The sequence below is a fragment of the Coprococcus sp. AF51-11b1 genome (genome assembly GCF_027682785.1).
GTDB lineage: Bacteria > Bacillota > Clostridia > Lachnospirales > Lachnospiraceae > Allocoprococcus > Allocoprococcus comes.
This window is the reverse complement of sequence record NZ_JAQCZB010000003.1, coordinates 235,775-259,795: the sequence shown is the minus strand read 5'-3', so window position 1 is coordinate 259,795 and position 24,021 is coordinate 235,775. Positions and strand designations below refer to the sequence as shown.

At 43.1% G+C, this 24,021-nt stretch carries 23 protein-coding genes; 18 read left to right on the top strand and 5 right to left on the bottom strand.

From position 1 onward, the window contains the following. Window positions 1-180: 180 nt before the first annotated feature. On the bottom strand, window positions 181-933 hold the full coding sequence (locus tag PGY05_RS05345; protein ID WP_117559392.1) for an ATP-binding protein: 753 nt from the start codon (window positions 931-933) through the stop codon (window positions 181-183). A 90-nt stretch (window positions 934-1,023) separates the two neighbouring features. On the opposite strand from PGY05_RS05345, the gene PGY05_RS05340 reads away from it, so the two are divergent. Both PGY05_RS05340 and PGY05_RS05335 read left to right on the top strand, forming a co-directional pair. Then, a complete protein-coding gene (locus tag PGY05_RS05340) occupies window positions 1,024-1,437 on the top strand; it encodes an HIT family protein (RefSeq protein WP_008374196.1) in 414 nt (137 codons plus the stop codon). Between the two features lie 17 nt (window positions 1,438-1,454). Then, the gene (locus PGY05_RS05335) at window positions 1,455-2,009 is read left to right on the top strand and encodes an RNA polymerase sigma factor (protein ID WP_173686103.1); all 555 of its coding nucleotides are present in this window, start codon (window positions 1,455-1,457) and stop codon (window positions 2,007-2,009) included. Window positions 2,010-2,087: 78 nt separating this feature from the next. Here the strand turns inward: PGY05_RS05335 and PGY05_RS05330 are convergent, their stop codons facing one another. After that, entirely contained in the window at window positions 2,088-3,155 is a 1,068-nt protein-coding gene (locus PGY05_RS05330; protein ID WP_270475456.1) for an undecaprenyldiphospho-muramoylpentapeptide beta-N-acetylglucosaminyltransferase, read from the bottom strand. Window positions 3,156-3,298: 143 nt separating this feature from the next. On the opposite strand from PGY05_RS05330, the gene PGY05_RS05325 reads away from it, so the two are divergent. Together PGY05_RS05325 and PGY05_RS05320 are read left to right on the top strand one after the other, a co-directional pair. Beyond that, window positions 3,299-4,297 carry a DUF4367 domain-containing protein gene (locus tag PGY05_RS05325; RefSeq protein ID WP_270475455.1) on the top strand — a complete coding sequence of 333 codons (999 nt, stop codon included), beginning with the start codon at window positions 3,299-3,301 and terminating at the stop codon, window positions 4,295-4,297. Between the two features lie 58 nt (window positions 4,298-4,355). Next, window positions 4,356-4,826: a DUF6147 family protein gene (locus PGY05_RS05320; protein WP_082438294.1), complete on the top strand. Its 471-nt coding sequence runs from the start codon at window positions 4,356-4,358 to the stop codon at window positions 4,824-4,826. A 452-nt stretch (window positions 4,827-5,278) separates the two neighbouring features. Here PGY05_RS05320 and PGY05_RS05315 read toward each other — a convergent pair whose 3' ends face one another. Further along, window positions 5,279-5,530 carry a TIGR03905 family TSCPD domain-containing protein gene (locus PGY05_RS05315; RefSeq protein ID WP_008374186.1) on the bottom strand — a complete coding sequence of 84 codons (252 nt, stop codon included), beginning with the start codon at window positions 5,528-5,530 and terminating at the stop codon, window positions 5,279-5,281. 190 nt (window positions 5,531-5,720) lie between these two features. Between PGY05_RS05315 and PGY05_RS05310 the strand changes: the two genes are divergently transcribed. The 9 genes from PGY05_RS05310 (at window position 5,721) to PGY05_RS05270 (ending at window position 16,653) form a co-directional block, all read left to right on the top strand. After that, complete coding sequence (locus PGY05_RS05310) at window positions 5,721-6,413, top strand: 5'-methylthioadenosine/adenosylhomocysteine nucleosidase (protein WP_008374185.1); 693 nt, start codon at window positions 5,721-5,723, stop codon at window positions 6,411-6,413. Between the two features lie 138 nt (window positions 6,414-6,551). Continuing rightward, complete coding sequence (locus PGY05_RS05305; protein WP_055261923.1) at window positions 6,552-7,457, top strand: hypothetical protein; 906 nt, start codon at window positions 6,552-6,554, stop codon at window positions 7,455-7,457. Window positions 7,458-7,729: 272 nt separating this feature from the next. After that, window positions 7,730-8,851 (top strand): ABC transporter ATP-binding protein, encoded by a 1,122-nt coding sequence (locus PGY05_RS05300; RefSeq protein WP_270475454.1) that lies wholly within the window; start codon window positions 7,730-7,732, stop codon window positions 8,849-8,851. Further along, the gene (locus PGY05_RS05295) at window positions 8,835-9,701 is read left to right on the top strand and encodes an ABC transporter permease subunit (RefSeq protein WP_270475453.1); all 867 of its coding nucleotides are present in this window, start codon (window positions 8,835-8,837) and stop codon (window positions 9,699-9,701) included. Before PGY05_RS05300 ends, PGY05_RS05295 begins: the two co-directional genes overlap by 17 nt. 12 nt (window positions 9,702-9,713) lie before the next feature. Beyond that, window positions 9,714-11,168: a Gldg family protein gene (locus tag PGY05_RS05290; RefSeq protein WP_270475452.1), complete on the top strand. Its 1,455-nt coding sequence runs from the start codon at window positions 9,714-9,716 to the stop codon at window positions 11,166-11,168. Between the two features lie 18 nt (window positions 11,169-11,186). Next, window positions 11,187-12,128, top strand: coding sequence for a DUF4340 domain-containing protein (locus PGY05_RS05285; protein WP_055155716.1), 942 nt, complete (start codon window positions 11,187-11,189; stop codon window positions 12,126-12,128). A gap of 203 nt (window positions 12,129-12,331) precedes the next feature. Next, entirely contained in the window at window positions 12,332-14,554 is a 2,223-nt protein-coding gene (locus PGY05_RS05280; RefSeq protein WP_270475451.1) for an alpha-galactosidase, read from the top strand. 103 nt (window positions 14,555-14,657) lie between these two features. Further along, a complete protein-coding gene (locus PGY05_RS05275; RefSeq protein ID WP_270475449.1) occupies window positions 14,658-16,073 on the top strand; it encodes an aminotransferase class I/II-fold pyridoxal phosphate-dependent enzyme in 1,416 nt (471 codons plus the stop codon). Beyond that, on the top strand, window positions 16,066-16,653 hold the full coding sequence (locus PGY05_RS05270) for a guanylate kinase (RefSeq protein ID WP_270475448.1): 588 nt from the start codon (window positions 16,066-16,068) through the stop codon (window positions 16,651-16,653). Before PGY05_RS05275 ends, PGY05_RS05270 begins: the two co-directional genes overlap by 8 nt. Before the next feature lie 295 nt (window positions 16,654-16,948). Here PGY05_RS05270 and PGY05_RS05265 read toward each other — a convergent pair whose 3' ends face one another. Both PGY05_RS05265 and PGY05_RS05260 read right to left on the bottom strand, forming a co-directional pair. Then, window positions 16,949-17,875: a SufB/SufD family protein gene (locus PGY05_RS05265; RefSeq protein ID WP_055155720.1), complete on the bottom strand. Its 927-nt coding sequence runs from the start codon at window positions 17,873-17,875 to the stop codon at window positions 16,949-16,951. 17 nt (window positions 17,876-17,892) lie between these two features. Further along, entirely contained in the window at window positions 17,893-18,618 is a 726-nt protein-coding gene (locus tag PGY05_RS05260; protein WP_022220430.1) for an ABC transporter ATP-binding protein, read from the bottom strand. 368 nt (window positions 18,619-18,986) lie between these two features. On the opposite strand from PGY05_RS05260, the gene holB reads away from it, so the two are divergent. From holB to PGY05_RS05235, 5 genes are all read left to right on the top strand, one after another. Beyond that, entirely contained in the window at window positions 18,987-19,976 is a 990-nt protein-coding gene (gene holB, locus PGY05_RS05255) for a DNA polymerase III subunit delta' (RefSeq protein WP_270475447.1), read from the top strand. A gap of 3 nt (window positions 19,977-19,979) precedes the next feature. Beyond that, window positions 19,980-20,891 (top strand): PSP1 domain-containing protein, encoded by a 912-nt coding sequence (locus PGY05_RS05250; protein WP_008374156.1) that lies wholly within the window; start codon window positions 19,980-19,982, stop codon window positions 20,889-20,891. Then, the gene (locus tag PGY05_RS05245) at window positions 20,881-21,636 is read left to right on the top strand and encodes a tRNA1(Val) (adenine(37)-N6)-methyltransferase (protein ID WP_008374154.1); all 756 of its coding nucleotides are present in this window, start codon (window positions 20,881-20,883) and stop codon (window positions 21,634-21,636) included. The genes PGY05_RS05250 and PGY05_RS05245 overlap by 11 nt, the downstream gene beginning before the upstream one ends. 3 nt (window positions 21,637-21,639) lie before the next feature. Then, window positions 21,640-22,479: a 16S rRNA (cytidine(1402)-2'-O)-methyltransferase gene (gene rsmI, locus PGY05_RS05240; RefSeq protein ID WP_008374152.1), complete on the top strand. Its 840-nt coding sequence runs from the start codon at window positions 21,640-21,642 to the stop codon at window positions 22,477-22,479. A gap of 146 nt (window positions 22,480-22,625) precedes the next feature. Next, entirely contained in the window at window positions 22,626-23,738 is a 1,113-nt protein-coding gene (locus PGY05_RS05235; RefSeq protein ID WP_055248115.1) for an ABC transporter ATP-binding protein, read from the top strand. Window positions 23,739-24,021: the final 283 nt, after the last annotated feature.

Sequence of the window (24,021 nt, the reverse complement as noted above, 5' to 3'; positions counted from 1 at the left end):
TGATAGATTTTTGGATATTTCCATTGTCTACCATATGGGGAGCATATCATTTTCAAGGGCTGAAGGCGGTTTCTATCAACACATTTTGTCCTATAACTCTGTTTTTCTTTTTACTACATTTTCCAGTTTATGGAAAGAAGTACTTGTAAAACAATTACGTGTTTTTTATAATAAAAATGATTATGTAATTGGTAACAAAAGCAAAAAAGAAGTGCCTTTTCCACAGGAGGAAGTAACTGTTACTGTTCCGGCGTGAGCTGTGATTGTCCGGCTGACAATGGCAAGACCAAGACCGGTGCCGTCTGGTTTATAAGTGACAAAAGGATCAAAAATCGTGTCGAGATATTCCGGTGAGATTCCACATCCGGTATCAGATATGGTAATCTGAAGCATTTGATCTTTGAGGACTGCTTCCAGACGGATTGAACCGGCAGACGAAATGGCTTCACGGGCGTTTCTTAAAAGGTTGAGAATCGCTTCATGCAGCTTTAATCTGTCGGCCGTCAGAGATGGAAGATCAGGGGCTATCAGAGAAGAGAATCCAATGTCGGTATCTACGCAGGAGGCGGCAAAGGACAGGCAGATCTGTCCCAAAAAGTCCTGTGCAGAAAACGTGCTCAGATGCAGATGTTCACTGTTATTATAGGCAGACAGCTCCTGCAGCAGAGAGATTGTGTATTCGATGTCTTCGCGAAGCTCTGACCAGTGGCTGAAATCTCTGGTTTCAGGGTGACTGGACTCTATGAGCTGAAAGGTACTGTAGATCAGTGTCAGTGGATTGCGAACTTCATGACTGATCTTGCTGATTGTATATTGCTGTGAATCCAGGAGTTTCTGAAGTAATTCACGAATTTCCGGACTGGAATTCATAAGCTGATGTAACTTTTCATAATCATTTGCAGTAAATGGCATGGTAACGACCATCCTTTCCATGATATAAAGTAGTTGTAGTTTATCATTGAAAGTCTGGTTCGTAAACAAATTCGAGATTAATCGAAGAAAATGTAGAAAGAAGGAAAAAACATGAGGGATGAGAACTGTATTTTTTGTAAAATCGCAAATGGAGAAATTCCATCTGCAACCATATATGAGGATGATGATTTCAGAGTAATTCTGGATCTTGGACCGGCGACAAAGGGACATGCACTGATCCTGCCAAAAGAACATGCGGCAGATATTTATTCTATTGATGAAGAACTGGCAGGAAAAGCATTTAAGCTTGCAAAGAAGATCACAACAAGATTAAAAGATGTACTTGGATGTGACGGATATAATATCGTACAGAATAACGGGGAAGTGGCCGGTCAGACCGTATTCCATTTCCATATGCATCTGATTCCGAGATATAAAAATGACAAGAGCGGATTCGGCTGGAAACCGGGTAAACTTACAGATGAAGATCGGGATGAAATCCTGGAAAAACTGAAAGAAAAATAAAATAGTGAGGTACTAGAGTGAGTTTTCAGAATAAGAATAAAAAGGAATTCGAGAACGTGTACTATAAAAATAAGTTCAACGTTTATCGGATAGCAATGGATTATTCTGGCAGTCACAAAGAGTCAGCGGAAGAGATATTCCAGGAGGTTTTTCTAAAACTATATACACACTTTGATACAGTGGATGAAGAATACATGGCAGCATGGCTGGTAACAACAACGAAAAATACAGCTATCAATTATATGAAGAAGCGGGCAAGAGAATGTCCGAAGGCAGATATTGAGCTGTTTTCGGATCTGTACTCGAAGGAATATGCGGAAAGTGCAGAGGAGCATGTATTCCACAAAATTTTACAAAAAGAAAAAGTGGGTTATGGATGGACGATTCTGGATGCATTGTACGAAGAAAATGAAAACTGGTACGAAGCAATTACCATGGTTTACTGTCTGGAGAGAAAACAAAAAGATGTGGCTGAATCTATGGGGATCAGTATCCAAGCACTGACGGGTGTACTGTACAGAGCAAGAAAATGGGTAAAGATACATTACAATTCTGATGATTACACAAAATAGCACCGATGGATATGTAAAGAAAACAGGTGTCGTTCCGGCACCTGTTTTTGAACAATGTAAATAACTGTTGTTAAAAAATTATTTGGAAGCAGCATCTTCGATCAGACCGATAATTGTCTTGATCGGATCCTGCTGAGAAGACTGATTCATTGCATTTATGAAGTCTTCACGGGAATCATAAAGCTTGTGGACAGCTGCGAGAAGCTTTTTATCTGTAAGCTCTTCTTCTTCCATAACCATACTGAATCCCTGACGTTCAAAAGAACGGGCATTCAGAATCTGGTCACCACGGCTTGCATTAGCTGAAAGTGGAATCAGAAGATTTGGTTTGCGAAGAGCAAGCAATTCGCAGATTGCATTTGCACCTGCTCTTGAGATTACAACATCGGCAAGGGCGAAGAGATCTTTCAGTTCATCCTGAATATATTCAAATTGAACATAGCCGTTCAGACCGGTGAGCTTTTCATCGAGCTTGCCTTTACCACAGAGATGAACAACCTGGAAATCTTTTAACAGTTCAGGAAGGATCTTGCGTACTGCGTTATTGACTGCGACTGCGCCAAGACTTCCTCCGACGATCAGGATAACTGGTTTGACTTCCTTGAAACCGCAGAAAGCACGGGCTTTTTCTTTATCTCCGGTGAAAAGCTCCTGACGGATAGGGGATCCGGTAAGGACAGCTTTATCCTGAGGAAGGGAACTTAAAGTTTCCGGGAAGTTACAGCATACTTTTGCAGCTGAAGGAATGGAAAGCTTATTAGCCAGTCCCGGAGTCATATCCGATTCGTGAATGATAACAGGAACATGGTTCTTCTTTCCGGCAATAACAACAGGAACACTTACAAATCCACCTTTTGAAAAAATTACATCCGGTTTTAACTGCTTGATCAGGCGGTTGGCTTCACTGAAGCCTTTCAGGACGCGGAACGGATCCGTAAAGTTCTGAAGGCTGAAATACCGGCGGAGCTTACCGGAAGAGATACCATGATATGGAATCCCCTGCTGTTCAACCAGCTGCTTTTCCATACCGTTGTAAGAACCGATGTAATGTATGTCATACTGCAGTTCCCGAAGACGGGGAAGCAGTGCAATATTAGGTGTAACATGTCCGGCAGTACCTCCGCCGGTCAGAATGATGCGTTTCATAATAAAAATCCTCCCATTGATGGTGCGAATTAAGATTCGCAGTTGATACAGGCAGAGAGACTGCCCTGATATCATAATATTAAACAGGTGAAGGAAAAAGGTCAAGTTAAAGGGAAAAGAAATCCAAAAGAATGAGGTTTAAAATGGAAAAACATGAAGATAATCTGGATAAGCTTTTAAAAGCTGAACTGGAAAAAGAAGCCGGGGAAATCATGGAAGAAATGGACTCGGACGAATCACTGCAGGACATTTCCTTTCCAGAAGACCTGGATGAAAAGATGTGGAGTAAAATCCAAGAATATGAAGAACAGCAGAAAGCATATGAAAAACTGTCAGATGCCGACAAGAAGGCAATCCGTCTCGGACGAGAGGTTCAGGCGCTTCGCGGAGGGGAAGATACGAAGGATCGTCTTAAGAAAGATGTGGAGAGTGACAGTTATATAGATAATGTTGTGCCAATTGAGTATGTGAAGCATGAAACAGATAATAAAGCAAGTGACGACGGTACGAACGGAGAGACCGAGAAGGACGCCGGGAAGAAGAAAGTTAAGAAGAGAAAACGGCACTGGAAGGTATATGGAATCGTGGCGATCGTGGCTGTGCTTGCTATGATGTGGAGTATGGTGAGTATTGGTGGGACGCCGTTCTTTGGGAAACTGTGGACGCAGACTATCGGAGATAGGAAGATGACACAGGTAGATACGGAGAGAGAGGATGGGGATAAGAATAAGGTTGATGATTATGATGAAGAAAGTGTATATGAGAATATAAAAGAAAAAATGGGGGTAGATGTTGTTCGAATTTTGAAAAAACCGGATGATATGGTATTGATACAAAGTGATATAGATGAGGTATTGAAAAAGGTTTGTTTGATTTACAATAATGGAGAAAGTATGATTGAATATCAAATGATTTTTAATTATAAAGAACAATCTCATGGATATGATGTAGAAGATAAAAAAATAAAGGAAGAACAAATTGAAGTAGATGGCAATAATATTAATGTTACTCAATATGAACTTCCAGATGAAAGTAAAGAAAATGTAGCACAGTTCATTTATAAAGATGTATTTTATACAATAAATACAACTATGGATGAAAATAATTTCAAAGAACTTTTAAAATCTTTATATTTTTTTTAAATATGGCGTGAGTTTTTTGCTCCTCGATTGTTAATATAGTGTAGAGAGGAGGCGAAAGGTGAAAAAAAGTAAAATTTTGTCGCTGATTTTGACAATGGTCATGGTTTGTACATTGTTTATTAGCACGCAAGGAGTTGTAAAGGCATCGGATGTACCGAAGTGTATTGATGGTTCTTATTTGACAAATGATGATTCCTCAGAAGTAACAGTTGGATCAATGAGTAGAGGCATATATTTGAAAAGTGGATCATCAACAATTACTAAAGTAGGACCAGGAAAAATCGGTGCGGGAGGAAACACGGTAGGGCAGAAAACGGTTTCCAAGATTACGGTTAGTGTAACTGTGGAGCGATTATTGAATGGAAAATGGGCTTATTACACTTCATGGATGGAAACAAACTATAATTCTGTTTATGTGAGTTCAACTAAAACATTATCTGTACCAACTGGATATTACTATCGAGTATGCTGTACCCATTATGCAAATTCAGATGTAAGCGGATCATTCACTAACGGTATTTACATCTAAAAATCACAAACCAAACATCCCAACCCCTTACCCACTCTAACCCACCCCGCACCACCAAACCAAAAATATTTTTTATAAAATATTCATACGACTATCAACCGGTGCGGCAGTTAGCGAAAGTAAGGACAAGGGAACAATATGAGGGAGGGAGATGGGAAGATTCCTTTTAACACCTGTCTGAATTGCAGGTTGATAAAGTTCAACATCTCCGGTCTTGCAGACTGACAAGAGGGCGAACAGAACTGTAAAGACCACAACTAATAAACGTATTTTCTGATTGGACAGAAAGCATATGACCAAATAATACAACCCGGTCGCGAAGTATGTGAGTATGGAACATCAGAGCAAGCAAGAAGCCTAACTAATGTTAAACTGAATTAGACCAAAACAAGCAGGTCGGGATAATTCCTGACCTGCTTGTTTTGACGCAAAATTGCGAAAAAATTGTTTGATTACTGGTTATTGCTTAAATATTCTTTTAAAGCAAGTGAAAGCTGATCCGGGCAGGATGTTGCTTTGTATCCGCATTTGATACCTTCGATACGTGAAATTGCTTCGTGAATATCCATTCCTTCAACGAGGCGCCCGATGCCCTGTAAGTTACCGTTACATCCGCCTGTGAACTCAACATTATGAATACGTCCAGCTTCATCGACTTCTAAGTGAATATTCTTAGAACAGACGCCGTGTGGTGTAAATTCCATGAGTATAGTCCTCCTTTATATTTATACTATTATTGTGCCTTATAAAATTGCTTCAATGATTATAACACAGCCTTATAAGAAAATGCTAGTGCATATTATAAGAAATCTGATATAATAGCTATTGTAATTTTGAAGGGAAATCTATAGATATAGATAAAAACAATATGTAGGAAAAACGGAGGATTTTCAAATGATAGGAATTATCGGAGCAATGGATGAAGAGGTTGCAATCTTAAAGGAATCGATGGAAGTTCAGGATACGATGGAACGTGCCGGAATGACTTTTGTCAAAGGTATTATGAGCGGCAAGGAAGTTGTAGTTGTAAGAAGTGGTATCGGAAAAGTCAACATGGGAATCTGCGCACAGATTCTGATTGACTGTTTTGGTGTGGATACGCTGATCAATACAGGTGTGGCAGGTTCTCTGGATGCAGATATCAACATCGGGGATATCGTGATTTCTACAGATGCAGTTCAGCACGACATGGATGTAAGTATGCTTGGCGATCCGGTAGGACAGATTCCGAGAATGGATACCTTTTCTTTCCCGGCAGATGAGAAGCTTGTGAAGCTGGCAGTGGAAGTAAACAAAGAAGTGAATCCGGACATTCAGACATTTACCGGAAGAGTACTCAGCGGAGATCAGTTTATTTCCGGCAAGGAAAAGAAGGAATATCTGGTAAAGACATTTGATGGAAAGTGTGCGGAGATGGAAGGCGCAGCAATGGCGCAGACCGCATATCTGAATAAAGTTTCGTATGTCATTATTCGTGCAATTTCGGACAAAGCTGACAACAGTGCAACGATGGATTATCCGGAGTTTGTGAAGATGGCAATCACCCATTATGTAGGGCTTGTCAAAGGTCTTGTAGAAAGAATGTAATGCATAAGGCAGCAAAGTAAAACAGAAAAGCAGCGTCATTTTCCAGACAGGATGTCGGATTGTGACGAACGATTAGGGAATCCAAATTCGGAGGTTTACGGTATAATGACGGTAAATCTAAGAAGGAGGATTCTTTTTATGTTGGAAATGTTCGTGGTGAGAGAAACGGTATTTTTTCTGACGGGAGTGATGATCGGGATCGGCGCGATTGCAAGACTGATTACCGGGATTTCACTGAAAAAGCTGGTAAGAGCAGCAAGTAACATGAGTAAAAGCAATCATCCGCTGATGCGGCTTGTAAGGGCGAAATTTGAGCATGGGTGTATGGTGAGTGATAAAGTACAGAATGTTGGTGCATTTGTAGAGAAATATTTGTATGAATACCGGGTGCTTGGCGTGAGGCTGCATACCTGGAGGCAGTGGGCGAAGGGGAGCATCTGGCTCTGCCTTATCTTTGGAGCCACAGGAACAGCGCTTGCTTATGCAGCGGGGGAGAGGGAACAGGGACTTTACAGATATGGTATTTTGGGCGGTATGGGAGCTTTGGCGCTCTTTCTACTCCGGATGCTTGCGGATGATGCCTATCAGCTGGAGGCAGCGAAAACCTATATGGTAGATTTTCTGGAAAATACATATGCTCATCGCTATGAGAAGACCAATCAGAAAGAAATCCAGGTTACGGTTCAGAGAGCGGATGAGATTCCGGAGAAAATGGATGCAGAGGAAAATGAAGCGGCGCATTCTGGTCAGGTGCAAAGACCATTTTCAGAAGAAACCGTGCCAGCAAGCGCAGCTACGGTAAATACGGTTTCTGCGAACGAAAAACGGTATACAGAAGATGGACAAATGCAGCAGACCGTGCAGACAGTAGCAAAAGTGGGACAGGCGAATGCAAATCAGGCTGATGAAATGCGGACGCAGCAGCCTGGAGCACGGATGGAAGATACAGCCGGTTCCAGATTTAAGCAGGAAGATACCGGCGAAAAGCTGGAGCCGACAAAAGAGGCAAGAATCCGGGAAATTCTGGAAGAATTCCTTGCCTGACTGGTGTGGATAATCGCAAGTTAAGTGAAATCTGCCCAGTATATAAAAAAGTCTTTTTCGGGTAAAAAAGTGATTTAAAAATATAAAATACCGATATGTGGAAAAGCTGATTCCAGATATCGGTATTTCTATTATTATCGGGCAGGTAGTACACTTTTGCAGTTCACAGTTTTACAGAAAAAACACAGAATGAACACAGATTGCCCCCAGAAGTTTCACAAATCATCCGTATAATTGAAAAGCATGAAATTTTGTAGTCAGGAGGAACAACATTGATTGAGGTAAAAAATCTTGTAAAGAAATACGGCTCACATCTGGCTGTAGATCATTTGAATTTTACTGTAGATACCGGGCAGATCTATGGATTTCTGGGACCGAACGGTGCCGGAAAGTCTACAACGATGAATATTATGACCGGCTATCTTGGCGCCACAGAAGGTGAAGTGCTGATCAACGGGCACAATATACTGGAGGAACCGGAGGCAGCAAAAAAATGTATTGGTTATCTGCCTGAGATGCCACCGCTTTACACGGATATGAAGGTGAATGAATACCTGAGGTTCGTAGCGGAATTGAAGAAGATCCCAAAACCGGAACGGCAAGAGCAGATTGAGAAGGTCATGCTGATGGTGAAGATCATGGATGTACAGGATCGGCTGATTAAGAACCTGTCCAAAGGTTATAAGCAGAGAGTCGGACTTGCGCAGGCAATCCTTGGATTCCCGGAGATCATCATTCTGGATGAACCGACGGTCGGACTGGATCCGAAGCAGATCATTGAAATCCGTGAACTGATCCGCGAGCTGGCAAAAGAGCATACCGTGATCCTGAGCTCGCACATTCTGGCAGAGATCCAGGAAGTCTGTGATTATATTATGATTATTTCTAAAGGGAAACTGGTGGCAAGTGATACACCGGAGAATTTGGAAAAGCTTCTGATGAATCAGCAGACTGTGGAAATCCTGGCAAAGGGAAATGAAGATACGGTACGGAAAGTCATCGGCACAATCGGTGATGTGCAGAAGGTATCCGTGGAACACGGAAAAGAAGAAGGAACGGTAAAAGTGAGTCTGTTCCCGAAGGATGGAAAGGATATCAGGGAAACAGTATTTATGGCATTTGCACAGGAGGGCTGCCCGTTACTTATGTTGTATCACAGCCGCACGACGTTGGAGGATGTCTTCCTGGAGCTGACGCAGGGAAGCACACCTGCAGCAGCAAAAGCGATGAAGGACGGCGAAAAGAAAGGCCGGATGGTAAAGCGGCGCAAGAAAAATGCGCAGGAAGAGGCAGAAGAGAACGAGCTGACTGAGATGGATGAAGAGCCGGAAGAAAATGCCGTTCCGACAAGTGAGGATGAAAAGGAGGATCTCGAAAATGACAGCAATTTATAAACGAGAATTAAAATCCTATTTTCAATCAATGACAGGCTATGTCCTGATCGCCTTCCTTGTGATCTTCACGGGAATCTATTTTATGGCGTACAACTTAAATTCGGGATATCCCTATTTTTCATATGTTCTGATGAATATCAACTACGTGTTGATCATCATTATCCCGATGCTCACCATGCGTTCCTTTGCGGAGGAACGGAAGAACAAGACAGACCAGCTTCTGCTTGCCGTACCGGTAAAATTATTTGATATCGTGATGGGGAAATACCTTGCGATGGTGACGGTATTTGCGATACCGTGCCTGATTTTTTGCATTTTCCCAATTATCATTAAGAGCTTTGGAACGGCGTATCTGAAGGTGGATTATCTGTCGATCCTGATGTTCTTCCTGCTAGGATGCGTGTATCTGGCAATCGGAATGTTTCTTTCGTCACTCACAGAAAGTCAGATCATTGCGGCAGTAACAACCTTTGGCGTTTTGCTTCTGATCTATCTCTGGGGAGGACTGATCAATTTCCTCCCGACATCAGCTACAAGCGGCATGATCGGTATTGTGGTACTCGTTACCATTGCAGCGCTGATCATTTACCGGATGACAGGAAACTGGATGATTGCAGGAATTATCGAAGCGATCGGAGTTGTTGCGGTTGTGATCGTAAGCTTTGTAAAATCTTCATTATTTGAAAATATTTTGGTCAACATCATGAAGAAGCTGTATCTTGCAGATGTATTTGACAACGTAGCATATAACAAGCTTTTCGATGTGAGTGGGCTGATCCTGTATCTGAGTGTGGCAGGTGTATTTATCTTCCTGACCATGCAGTCCATTCAGAAAAGACGTTGGAGTTAGGAGGGAGAAGACATGGAAAAAATCAAAAAAATGTTCAGCAGCAAGTCTTCCCGGAACGGAACTTACAGCGTAGGGCTTGCAGTGATCGTGATTGCAATCGCGATCGTGATCAATCTGGTGGCAGGACAGCTTCCGGAAAAAGTAAGAAATATTGATATCAGCAGCAACAATCTGTACGATATCAGCAGTGTGTCCACAAAAATGCTGAAGAAGCTGGATAAAAAAGTAGATTTGAAAGTGATCGCAGAACAGGATTCTGTGGATACCAGGATCAAGACTTTTGTGAAAAAATATGCGGCGCTTTCCGGCAAAGTAAAAGTGGAATGGGTGGACAGCGTACTGCATCCGTCCGTTCTTCAGAAATATAATACCGATGGGAATGTAATCGTTGTGTCCTGTGATGCAACCGGAAAGTCTACAACGATTTCATTTTCAGATATTATCCAGTCCGATTATTACTCTTATTATACGACCGGAAGTGCCAGTGAAAGTTCTTTCGACGGAGAAGGACAGCTTACCAGTGCGATCAATTATGTAACCAGCGAGGAAACAAGCAAGATTTACCGGACCAGTGGTCACGGAGAAGCGACATTTTCAAGTTTGGTAAGTGATTTGCTTACTAAGAATAATCTGGAGACGGAAGAAATCAACCTGAGTATGAGTCCGGAAATCCCGGATGACTGTGACCTGTTGTTCCTCTATGCACCGACATCGGATATTACAGATGATGAAAAGACAATTATTGAGAAATATCTGAGTGACGGCGGAAAGGTTTATCTGATCCTTGGAGATACGACTTCAGACACACCAAATCTGGACGGAATTATGTCGGATTATGGACTGAAAAAAGTCAGCGGTTATATTGCAGATACCCAGAGATGCTACCAGGGAAATTATTATGCAATCTTCCCAGAGCTTTCTCTGAGTGGTGACCTGGGAAGCGGCATCAGCAATCAGATGGTACTTCTGCTGAATTCACTTGGTATGGAGAAAACAGATACGGATAATGATAATCTGACGGTTACTCCATTTATGCAGACATCAGACAGTGGATATGCAGTGACTGAAAATGACCAGACACAGGGACAGTATATCCTGGGAGCCGTTTCTACCAATGCGATTTCTGCGGATTCTTCAGATTCGGACAGCGAGGATGAAGACGATAAGAGTGATGCAACGGATACAGACACAAAGACAGCAAGACTTACGGTGCTTGCTTCTGCATCTATGATCAGCTCGGATATCACAGATCAGCTGACGACACTGGATAACCTGACTTTGTTTGTAAATTCAGTGACAGAAAATTTTGATAATGTAAACAATGTTGCGATTGAAGCGAAGAGTCTTTCGACTGAGAACAACACACCGATGCATGCAGGTGCATTCAGCATCCTTGTGATCTTTATTATTCCGCTTGCAATTCTGATCCTTGGATTTGTGATCTGGATGAGAAGACGGAAAGCGTAAGAGGCAGGAGGAAAAAAGATGGAGAAAAAAACAAGGACAATAGGAATCCTTCTGCTCGTACTGCTTGTTCTGCTCATTACATTTTTCGGGCTGAAAAAATGGAATACATCTAAGTCAGAGGCAGAAGAGAAGAAAAAAGAAAACGCAGTGGTGCATATTTTTGAGACAGATTCGCTGGAGTCGATCGAGTATAAAGAAGCATCTGGGGAAGAAATGTCCTTTGTAAAAGAGGATGATACCTGGGAGTATGCGCCGGACACCACGATCGCACTGACGGAGAGCAGTATGCAAAATATGGAAGATGCATTTTCGGATATTCAGGCGGTAAAAGAGATCAAGAATCCGGATGACCTTTCGGACTATGGATTTGATTCACCGGAATATAATCTTACGCTGACCGGAAAGGATGGCGAGGCACATAAATTTCTAATCGGGAATGCTTCCGGAGAAAATTATTATTTCATGGAAGATGGAACAGAAAAAGTGTACACGGTATCGGCTGATCTGATTTCGGAAATGGTATGGCAGCTTGCAGATGTTGCTGAAAAGGATAGCTTTGTAACAGTTACATCCGATAACTTTGTAAAAGAGACTGTGACAAAACCGGGTGACGAGGTGAAAACCTACGAAGCGGACAATGAGGATCAGGAAGATACTGTCACAAGTATTATGACAGCACTTTCCGGATTCTATTTTACAGATTGTGCAGATTATCATGTGACGGATGCGACGCTTGGCAATTACGGGCTTGCGGAAGATCAGCGGACGAAGGTGGAGCTGACTTACAAGGATACGTCGGATGATGACAAGGAAAAGACAGTTACATTCTATGTGGGAAGCAAGGACGACAGTGCGACCTACTATTATGTACAGATGGACGGTTCACAAAGAGTAAGCCGGGTACTGATCGATACGGTAGAGAAAGCGCTTGGATGGAAAGTGGACAGTAGTGCAGAGTAGAAGAATACAAAGAGAAAATTAAATAAATCTGCTAAGAAAGGAAAAGGGATGATGTCTTTCAGGAAAGGACAGAGTTCCTTTTTTGAGTGTACGTTTTTACAAATTTATCCGCAGGAATCATTGACGCTGAAAAACCAACAGTGATACTATACAGATAATACGGAAAAATGAACGTTATACAATACGGAATGAGGAGAAACGATATGCCAATCATATACAATGAAAAAACAAGAGAGTTTCATCTCTACAACCAGGAGATCAGCTATATCATCAAGATCCTTGACAACGACCAGCCGGGACAGCTCTACTATGGAAAACGCTTGACACATAAAGAAGATTTTAGCCATCTTTTTGAATATGCGATGCGTGATATGTCACCGTATGCTTTCGAGGGAAATTCTACATTCTCACTGGAGAATATCAAGCAGGAGTATCCGACTTTCGGCTGCGGAGATATGCGTTTTCCGGCATATGAGATCGAGCGGGAGAATGGAAGCCATGTAGTCGAGTTTGTATATAAAGAACATAAAATTTATAATGGCAAACCAAAGCTTGAAGGACTTCCGGCGACTTATGTAGAAAGTGATGATGAGGCGCAGACTCTGGAACTGGTTCTGGAGGATACAAGTATCAATACAAGAATTGTCCTTTTATATACGATTTATGAAGCATTTCCGGTGATCGCGAGAAGTGTACGTTTTGAATGTGATTCTGACGAAAAGATCACGCTTCTTTCTGCAATGAGCGCCTGTGTGGATCTGCCGGACAAGGATTATGAGATGATCGATCTTGCCGGTGTGTGGGCGAGAGAGCGCCATGTGAGAAGACATAAGCTGGATTACGGTATCCAGAGTATTTACAGTATGCGCGGATGCAGCAGCTACCAGTTCAATCCGTTCCTTGCACTTGCGCGTGAAAATGCAGACGAGTTCCAGGGGCAGGTCTACGGTTTCAGCCTGGTTTACAGCGGAAATTTCCTTGCACAGACAGAGGTAGACAATTATGATACCGCCCGTGTGCTGATGGGAATCCATCCAAATGGATTTAAGTGGACACTTGGAAAAGGCGAATCCTTCCAGACACCGGAGATGGTAATGGTATATTCGGAAGCCGGACTTAACGGAATGAGCCAGACCTTTCACAAGCTGTACCGCACACGTCTGGCAAGGGGAACCTGGAGAGATAAGGTTCGTCCGATTCTGATCAACAGCTGGGAAGCATTTTATTTTGATTTTGATGCGCCAAAGCTTCTGGGACTTGCGGATGCGGCAGCAGATCTTGGAATGGAGCTTTTTGTATTGGATGACGGATGGTTTGGAAAGAGAGATGACAGTACTTCTTCCCTTGGCGACTGGTATCCGAATGAGGAAAAGCTGAAAGGAACGTTAAAGGAGCTGGCAGAAAAGATCAATGCCAAAGATTTAAAATTCGGGCTCTGGATTGAACCGGAGATGACGAACAAAGACAGTGATCTGTACAGGGCGCATCCGGACTGGCTTCTTGCAGAACAGGGCAAGCGGATCTGCCACAGCCGGACACAGTATGTACTGGATTTTTCTAAGAAAGAGGTACGTGAATATATCGGGGACATGCTGGAAAATCTTCTTGCAGAAGTGCCGGTATCTTATATCAAATGGGATATGAACCGTACATTTTCAGAGGTGTTCTCCAATGGAAATGACAGAGAGTATCAGGGAAAGGTCTGCCACAAATATATCCTTGGTGTGTATGAACTGTATGAGCGCCTGACCAGCCGTTTTCCGCATGTATTGTTTGAATCCTGTGCAAGTGGTGGGGCAAGATTTGATCCGGGAATGCTTTACTACGCACCGCAGGGATGGACTTCGGATGATACTGACGCAATCGAACGTCTGAAAATCCAGTATGGAACTTCAATGGTTTATCCGGTGAGTTGTATGGGAAGCCATGTATCAGCTTCACCGAACCATCAGACAAACCGTGTGACACCGCTCGAGACAAGAGCAGATGTGGCTTACTTTGGAACTTTTGGATATGAGCTTGACCTTTTAAAGCTTGGCGAGGAAGATAAGGCAGAAATCCGCCGTCAGATCGCATTTATGAAGGAGAAGAGAGATCTGATCCAGAAAGGAACTTTCTATCGACTGAAGAGTCCGTTTGAGGGAAATGAGACCGCATGGATGATCGTATCGGAGGATCAGAAGAAGGCGCTGGTTGGTTATTACCGGGTAATGCAGCCGGTCAATGTTGGATTTAAGAGACTGAAGCTGAAAGGGCTGAAAGAAGATACCTGTTATAAGGTCAGCGGATATGCTTATGACTGCTATGGCGATGAGCTGATGCAAGTCGGAATGATCCTGTCCGATTCTGCGTCCGGTGTATGGAAGAAGGGCGTGAATGATAAGGGAGATTTCCAGGCGGAAGTGTTTGAGATTGTAGCTGTGTAAGCCGGAATATATGGGAAGGACGAAATGGGAGAACCGTTTCGTCCTCTTGCGTTTTCGGAAGAAAAATTATATGATGTTTCTAAAAGACTTAAAGAGGTTTAAAATGGAACGACTATACGATAAATTAAAAGCATATTCCGAGAGCGATTTTTACGCATTTCACATGCCGGGACATAAGAGAAACAAGGCACTTCTTGGAATTGAACTTCCATACGATCTGGATATCACGGAAATCGATGGTTTCGATGATCTGCATCACGCAGATGGTATTTTAAAAGAAGAGCAGGAAAGAGCCGCAAGGGTATTTGGGGCAGAGGAAAGTCATTTTCTGGTAAATGGAAGTACTGCCGGAATTTTAAGTGCAGTGATGGGATGTACGCACCGGGGAGATAAGATTCTGGTGGCACGCCATTGTCACAAATCCATTTACCATGCAATCTATATGAATGGTCTTGTACCGCGCTATGTGTATCCGGAATTTGATATTTCCATGCATATGAACGGGGAGATCAGCAAAGAAGATGTGGCAAAAGCACTTGCTGCAGAGCCGGATATCAAAGCCGTTGTGATCGTATCTCCAAATTATGATGGCGTGGTATCGGATGTGAAAGGAATTGCGGAAGTGGCACATTCGTATAGGATTCCACTGATCGTAGATGAAGCACATGGACCGCATTTTGGATTTCATCCGGCATTTCCGGGGCGCGCAAATGATCTGGGAGCAGATGTGGTGATCAACAGTCTGCACAAGACACTGCCTTCTCTTACACAGACTGCAATCCTGCATATCAACGGAAAGCTTGCCAATCGAAGAAGAATTAAGAAATATCTGGATATGTTGCAGAGCAGCAGTCCGTCGTATATTTTCATGGCAAGCCTGGATGCCTGCGTGGATTTCCTGGATGGAAAATGTGAGGAAGCATTTGAACTTTATGTAGAGAGGCTGCAAAAGTTCAGAGAAGAACTGAAGCCATTACAGCATTTACAGATTCTCCGTACAGAACATTATGATATTTCCAAAGTTGTGATTTCCACAGCAAATGCAAATATTACAAGTCCGGAGCTTGCGGAACGGCTGCGAAAAGAATATCATCTGGAAATGGAAATGACCGGAGAAACCTATGTACTTGCGATGACGACCGTGGCAGATACGCAGGAAGGACTGGATAGGTTAAAAGCTGCGTTACTGGAAATAGACGGTCAGCTGGAAGCAAAAACAGCCGTTTCTGGAAGCGTAGAGATTTCCGGAGAGCTTCCTAGACTGGAGCAGTATTTTACACCGCAGGAGGCAGCAGACCGGGAAGAAGACGGAGAAACAGAAGAGATTCCGTGGAAAGAAAGTGAAGGACACATTTCTCTGGAATACGCATATCTCTACCCACCGGGAAGCCCGGTTATCGTACCCGGAGAGCGGATCAGCCGGGAAGCAGTAGAACTTCTTTGTTATTATGAAACACAGAATCTCCAAATAGAAGGAATACAGACGGAAGGCAAGATAAAGGTGTGGAAACATGAGTAAAATATATTATCTGATGGGAAAAAGTTCAACGGGGAAAGACACAATCTACAAAGAACTGAGAAAAAGAATGCCACAGTTAAAAAATGTAACGATCTATACAACCCGTCCACGGCGTGAGGGAGAAAAAGAAGGCGAAGAATATTTCTTTACAGACGAAATTGAACTTAAAAAGTTCAAAACAGAAGGCCGATTGATCGAAGAACGTGCTTACAATACAGTTTATGGTATCTGGCACTATTTCACCTCTGATGACGGACAGTTCGATTTTGAACAAAAAAATCAGGATTATCTCATGATCGGAACTCTTGAATCCTATGAAAAATTGAAAACCTATTTTGGAAACGAAAAAGTAGTTCCACTTTACATCGAGGTAGAAGACGGAGAGCGCTTAACCCGCGCCCTCGCCCGTGAGAAAACCCAGAAAGAACCCAAATACGCCGAAATGTGCCGCCGTTTCCTCGCCGATTCCAAAGATTTCTCCGAAGAAAACCTAGCCCATGCCGGAATCACAGAACGCTACGAAAACACAAATCTTGAAGACGTACTTGAGAAAATCTGTAAAAAGATACTTGAACAGTAGAGATTTCAACACCCAAGCGAGACAGGCTCCGCCTGTCCATATGAACTTCTCATTGAGAAATTCATGAAGTTTATTAAATAAGATTTTATAATGTAGTGGAGTCAATATCCAGAAAAAAAGAAATCCATCTTCGGTATCAGCGCCTTTGCACTATGGAACCGAGACTTAATCAATTGTGGAAGCCATTGCTGACACAATTGATGCTTTCAAAGGCTCGGTGGAATGCTTAGTGCAACGAAGCAGATACCGAAGATGGATTTCTTTTTTTCGTCATATTTCCACGCTACGCATGACTCTAATTCAAGAAGTTCTCAATAATCACTCCTTCTGCTTCCTCTTCCGTCATTCCAAGAGTCCGCAGCTTGATCAACTGCTCATCATTGATCCTTCCGATCGCAGCTTCGTGGATAATAGCCGCATCCACATGCTTCGCATTGATCTCAGGAATTGAACTTACTTCTGCATGATCCATGATAATAGAATCACACTGAACATGTGCATGGCAACGGTTCTTTCCGACAGCCCTCGGATGGAAGACCTGTCTGGATTCGCCTTTTGCGACCGAACGGGATACGATCTGCGCAGAGCTGCCTTCTCCGAGCAGTTCCACCATCATATTTGAAGTAGCTTCCTGTTTTCCATGTGTCATCAGTTTTTCAATGACATAAAGCTTGGAACCGGCTTCCAGATGTACATTATTTTCACGAACCGTAGAATCGACTCCTTTGATCTGAGCAGTATCCAGCGTAAATACAGAATTTTCACCAAGATAAACTTCGGTAACAGGATTGAGTACACGGGCTCCGGTGCCTTCACCCTCTCCGTAATGCTTTTCTACATAGCGTACATTTGCATTTTTTTCCACATGGAAAGTATGAATACCATCATGGCGGCTTTCGTTACATCCGCTGTTGTGGATACCACATCCGGCAACGATGGTTACATTTGCACCTTCTGCTACATAAAAATCATTGTAAACAACGTCCGTCATTCCGCTTGCGTCAACAACAACCGGAATATGAACTTCTTCGCCGTCTGTTTTTCCATCGATGAAAATATCGATTCCCGGCTTGTCCTGTTTTTTCTTGATTTTAATATGCTCACTGTCACCGTGGCAGAGCGCGATCCCATTATGTCGTAAATTGAATGCACCGGACTGTGTAAAACCGGTATCATCGATCTGAGCTAATACTTTTTCTGTAATTTTATCCAATAAAGTCATTGTATTTTCCTCCCCTGTTATCTACATTTCAGACAGCTGTAAGAGTCTGCTGTCTTCCCTAATAATTGTGGAAGGATATCCGCGGTCTGTCCGATCGAAGCAATCTTTCCGCCTTCGATTACCATGATCCGGTCAGCCATTTGGATGATTCTTTCCTGATGGGAAATAAGAATAAGACTCTGCTTTTTCTCTTTGTGCATTTTTTCAAACTGTTCGATCAACATAGAAAAACTCCAGAGATCGATTCCGGCCTCCGGTTCATCGAAAATACAGAGTTTGTGCGGCTTTGCGAGAACGGTTGCAATTTCCAGACGCTTCATTTCACCGCCGGATAAGGTTCCGTCTACTTCACGTTCAATGTATTCGTTGGCACAAAGTCCAACGGTACTTAAAAGTCTGCAACAGACATCTCTTGTCAGATCTTCTCCAGCCGCAAGTGATAAAAGCTTGCTTACCGTCATTCCTTTGAAGCGCGGTGGCTGCTGGAATGCGTAACCGATTCCGGCTTCTGCCCTGTGGTTGATATCATAATCACTGATATCGGTTCCGTCTAAGATGATCTGTCCGGCACTTGCCTGGTCAATCCCCATCAGCACTTTTGCAAGTGTGGATTTGCCACCTCCGTTCGGACCGGTGATCACCAGCATTTCCCCGTCTTCTACGTTAAAACTGATATTTTCTACGATACTTCGTTCTATTCCGTTTTCATTCACCTGGAATGTAAGATTTTTTACCTCCAGCATGAGTTCATCCCCTTTCTGTGTAAGAAACTTATATAAAGTTTGTCTGACCAAAATACCTTTTGACCCCAACATCTTGTATGATGTAAGTATCAAAAGAATAAATTGCGTAGAAATGGAGCAATCCGATTACATCATTGGATACAGAAGCTTTATATATTCATGCTTATTATAAAACATATCGGAAAAGTTGTCATCTTTTATTATTGAGAAGATAGTTTGTGTGCAGAAGATATGATTTCAACATACCTACAAAGCGAAATTCGCAGAATTTTCAGAAATAATTCAGAAAGACCACAGGAATTTGCTCTAGGTATCTGCATAAATTTATGTTATACTAATGGAATAGTAAGAAAGAAGAGGGTGATAATATGTCAGGATTTAAAGATGTCGTAGGACATAGCGAGATCATTCAGTATATACAGAACGCAGTTACAGAAGATAAAGTATCACATGCTTATATTCTGAACGGCGAGAAGGGATCTGGAAAGAAGATGCTTGCAGGTCTTTTTGCACAGACTCTGCAGTGCGAAAAGGGCGGAGCAGAACCGTGCTATGAGTGCCATTCGTGCAAGCAGGCAGTCAGCGGCAATCATCCGGATATTATCTGGGTAACGCATGAAAAGCCGAACAGCATCAGTGTAGATGATATCCGGGTTCAGATCAATGGGGATATTCAGGTGAAGCCTTATAATGGAAAATACAAGATCTACATTATGCCGGATGCAGATATGATGACTGTACAGGCACAGAATGCTCTGCTGAAGACAATCGAAGAGCCACCTGCTTATGCGGTAATTCTGCTTCTTACAGGGAATGCGAACAGTCTGCTCCCAACGATCTGCTCAAGATGCGTTATGCTGAAGCTCCGCAACATTAAGGATCAGCTTGTGAAAAGGTATCTGATGGAGCAGCTTCAGGTTCCTGATTACAAGGCAGACGTGTGTACTGCATTTGCACAGGGCAATATTGGAAAAGCTGCTATGCTGGCAGGCTCTGAGCATTTTAATGAAATTAAAGATGAGGCAGTTCGTCTGCTGAAGAATATCGATACCATGGAACTCGGTGATCTGGTGGAAGCTGTGAAACGGATTTCCGCTTACAAGATTGAGATCACAGATTATCTGGACATCCTTATGATCTGGTATCGTGATGTTCTGATCTATAAAGCAACAATGAATATCGACAGACTGATTTTCGGTGAAGAGATCGACAGTATCAGGGAGCGTGCGAAAAAGAGCTCTTATGAAGGAATTGAGACAATTCTGGAAGCACTTGAGAAAGCAAAGGCGAGACTGCGCGCCAATGTCAACTTTGATCTTGTCATGGAACTTCTTCTGTTGACAATAAAGGAGAACTAGGGAATGACAAAAGTAATTGGAGTCCGTTTTCGGACTGCAGGAAAGATCTATTTTTTCTCACCGGGCAAATTTGAGGTGAAGCGTGGCGATCAGGTAATTGTAGAGACCGCGAGAGGAGTAGAATTCGGTAACGTTGTGATGGGACCGAAGGAAGTGAAGGATGAAGAGATCACCCAGCCTCTTAAGACAGTGATCCGCCTGGCGACAGAGGATGACCGCCGTGTAGAAGAAAAGAATCGCAAAAAAGAAAAAGAAGCATTTCAGATTTGTCTGGAAAAGATCCACAAGCATGGACTGGAGATGAAGCTGATCGATGCAGAATATACCTTTGACAACAATAAAGTGCTGTTTTACTTTACCGCAGACGGAAGAATTGATTTCCGTGAACTGGTAAAGGATCTGGCAGCGGTATTCCGTACCAGGATCGAACTTCGCCAGATCGGTGTAAGAGATGAGACGAAGATCCGCGGAGGAATCGGGATCTGTGGACGAGAGCTTTGCTGCCACACCTATCTGTCTGAGTTTGCACCGGTTTCGATCAAGATGGCAAAAGAACAGAATCTGTCTCTGAACCCGACTAAGATTTCAGGTGTATGTGGCAGACTGATGTGCTGCCTGACAAATGAGGAAGAGACATACGAGGAACTCAACAATAATCTTCCGTCTGCAGGTGAGGCGGTGACAACTCCGGAAGGACTGAAAGGTGAAGTACAGTCATTAAGCGTACTGCGTCAGCTTGTCAGGGTTATTGTAACTCTGGACAATGATGAGAAAGAAATCCGTGAATACCCGGCAGCTGACCTGAAGTTCAAACCGCGCCGCCGGAAAAAGGATGTGAAGCTTTCCAAACAGGAAATGAAAGAGCTTGCAGCTCTGGAGAAAGGTGAAGGAGCGTCAAAGTTAGATGACAAATAATCTTAAGCCGGGAGAACGGCTCGATGATTTACAGATAAAAGGCTATGAGATCATCCAGAGCCCGGGGCGGTTCTGCTTCGGAATGGATGCAGTGCTTTTAAGTGCCTTTGCCAAAGTAAAAGCGGGAGAATGCGTTCTTGATCTTGGAACAGGAACGGGAATTCTCCCGATTCTTTTGGCCGCAAAGACAAAAGGAAAGCATTTTACAGGACTGGAGATCCAGGAAGAAAGTGCGGATATGGCGTGTCGGAGTGTCCGGCACAACCGGCTTGAGGAGCAGATCGACATTGTGACGGGAGATATCAAAGAAGCGTCACAGATATTTGGAAAAGGTTCCATGGATGTGATAACAACGAACCCTCCATACATGATCGGAGGTCATGGAATGGCTAATCCGGAAAGTGCTAAGGCAATTGCGAGGCATGAGGTACTGTGCACACTGGAGGATATTATCCGGGAAAGTGCACGGATTTTAAAAGCCGGAGGAAGATTTTATATGGTACACAGACCGTTTAGGCTCGCAGAGATTCTGACAGCAATGTGTGAGGCGAAGCTGGAGCCAAAAAGAATGCGTCTGGTGTATCCATATGTGGATAAGGAACCGAACATGGTTTTAATAGAAGGAATCCGTGGTGCCAAATCGCGGATGACAGTAGATCCGCCACTGATCGTTTATGAGAAGGACGGCAGCTATACACGGGAGATCCTGGAGTATTACGGGATGACAGGAACTGGAAAGGAGTAACGAATGGCAGGAACATTATATTTGTGTGCAACACCGATTGGCAATCTGGAAGATATGACGTTCCGGGTGATCCGGACGCTGAAAGAAGTTGACCTGATCGCGGCAGAAGATACCAGGAACAGTATTAAACTGCTGAATCATTTTGAGATTAAAACACCGATGACCAGTTATCATGAGTATAATAAGATAGAAAAGGGACACGCTCTGGTGGAAAAACTTCTTACAGGGATGAATATTGCGCTGATCACCGATGCCGGTACACCAGGGATCTCAGATCCGGGTGAGGAACTGGTGAAAATGTGCTATGAAGCCGGAATTACGGTCACTTCCCTTCCGGGAGCCGCTGCCTGTATTACGGCACTGACACTTTCCGGGCTTTCCACCAGAAGATTTGCATTTGAGGCATTTCTTCCAACGGACAAAAAGGAAAGACAGGCAGTCCTAGGTGAGCTTGTAGATGAGACAAGAACGATGATCGTTTACGAAGCACCGCACCGTCTGGTGAGAACCTTGAGAGAGCTTGGAGAAGTTCTTGGTGGGGACAGACATCTGACTGTGTGCCGGGAACTTACAAAAAAGCATGAGACTGCATTTCGCACCACATTTGCGGAAGCGGTTTCCTATTACGAGAGCAACGATCCGAAGGGGGAGTGTGTGCTTGTGATCGAGGGGAAGAGCCGGGAGAGCATTTTACAGGAGGAGCGCGCAAAATGGGAAGAAATGACGGTTCAGGAGCATATGGATTACTATATGAACCAGGGAATCGATAAGAAAGAAGCCATGAAAAAGGTGGCAAAAGACCGCGGAGTCGGAAAGAGGGACATTTATAAAGAACTGCTGTAAGGCTTTCGTCAATTTGTACACCTTCTTAAAAAATCTTTGTTCAACCCGGTTATAGACCGACGATGTAAAAACAGATATACTTTATTTCAGAAACAAGAACAGCGACAGTGTGTAAGAAGCGCACAAAGATTTAGGAGGAAAAATAAATGGCAAGCTTATCATTAAAGCATATTAACAAAACATATCCGAACGGATTTGAAGCAGTTAAAGATTTCAACCTTGAAATTGAAGATAAAGAATTTATCATTTTTGTAGGACCATCTGGATGTGGTAAATCTACCACACTTCGTATGGTTGCAGGTCTGGAAGAGATCACAAGCGGTGAACTCAAGATCGGTGACAAAGTGGTAAATGATGTAGAACCAAAAGACAGAGATATCGCGATGGTATTCCAGAACTATGCTCTGTACCCACATATGACTGTATATGATAACATGGCATTCGGACTTAAATTAAGAAAAGTTCCGAAACCGGAGATTGATAAGATGGTTCGTGAAGCAGCTAAGATCCTTGACCTTGAACCACTGCTTGACCGTAAACCAAAAGCTCTTTCAGGTGGACAGAGACAGCGTGTTGCTATGGGACGTGCAATCGTTCGTAACCCGAAGGTATTCCTTATGGATGAACCACTTTCCAACCTGGATGCTAAACTTCGTGGACAGATGCGTATCGAGATTTCCAAACTTCATCAGAGACTTGGTACAACAATCATCTACGTAACACATGACCAGACAGAAGCTATGACACTGGGAACCAGAATCGTAGTTATGAACGCAGGTGTTGTTCAGCAGGTAGATACACCACAGGTACTTTATGATACCCCATGCAACCTCTTCGTTGCAGGATTCATCGGATCACCACAGATGAACTTCCTTGATGCTGTATGCCAGAAGAAGGGTGACAAAGTTGTCCTCAAAGTTGGACCGGCTGATATTGTACTTCCACCGGCAAAAGCAAAGAAACTTATCGATGGAGGATATGAAGGAAAGACTGTTGTCCTTGGAATCCGTCCGGAAGATGTACATGATGAGCAGATGTTTATCACATCTTCACCGAATACAGTTATTCAGGCTAAGATCCGTGTATATGAAATGCTTGGTGCTGAAGTTTATCTCCACTTTGATTATGAAGGAGCTACAATGACAGCCCGTGTTGATTCTAGAACAACAGCAAGAACAGGGGATACAGTTACATTCGCATTCGATGCTGAAAAGATCCATGTGTTCGACAAAGAGACAGAAAAGACAATTACAAACTAAGATGTGAAATTATTTGCCGGAGTTTCCGATTTTGGAGACTCCGGTTAAAATTTTCTTGACAATCGGGCTATTCGTGGTATATAGTTACGTTAATAAAGGGGAGTAACCTACGCAAGGGAATCCGCGTTTGTGGTGTCGTCAGTACGGTGGAAGCATCCGGTACCACAAGAAAATGGTGAGACTTTTATTGCATTATTTGTTGTGCAATAAGGGTTTCTTTTTTTGTACATTTTTATCGAAAGAGAGCTTCGTTGCATAAGAAATTCAGGAATGTGAATACTCA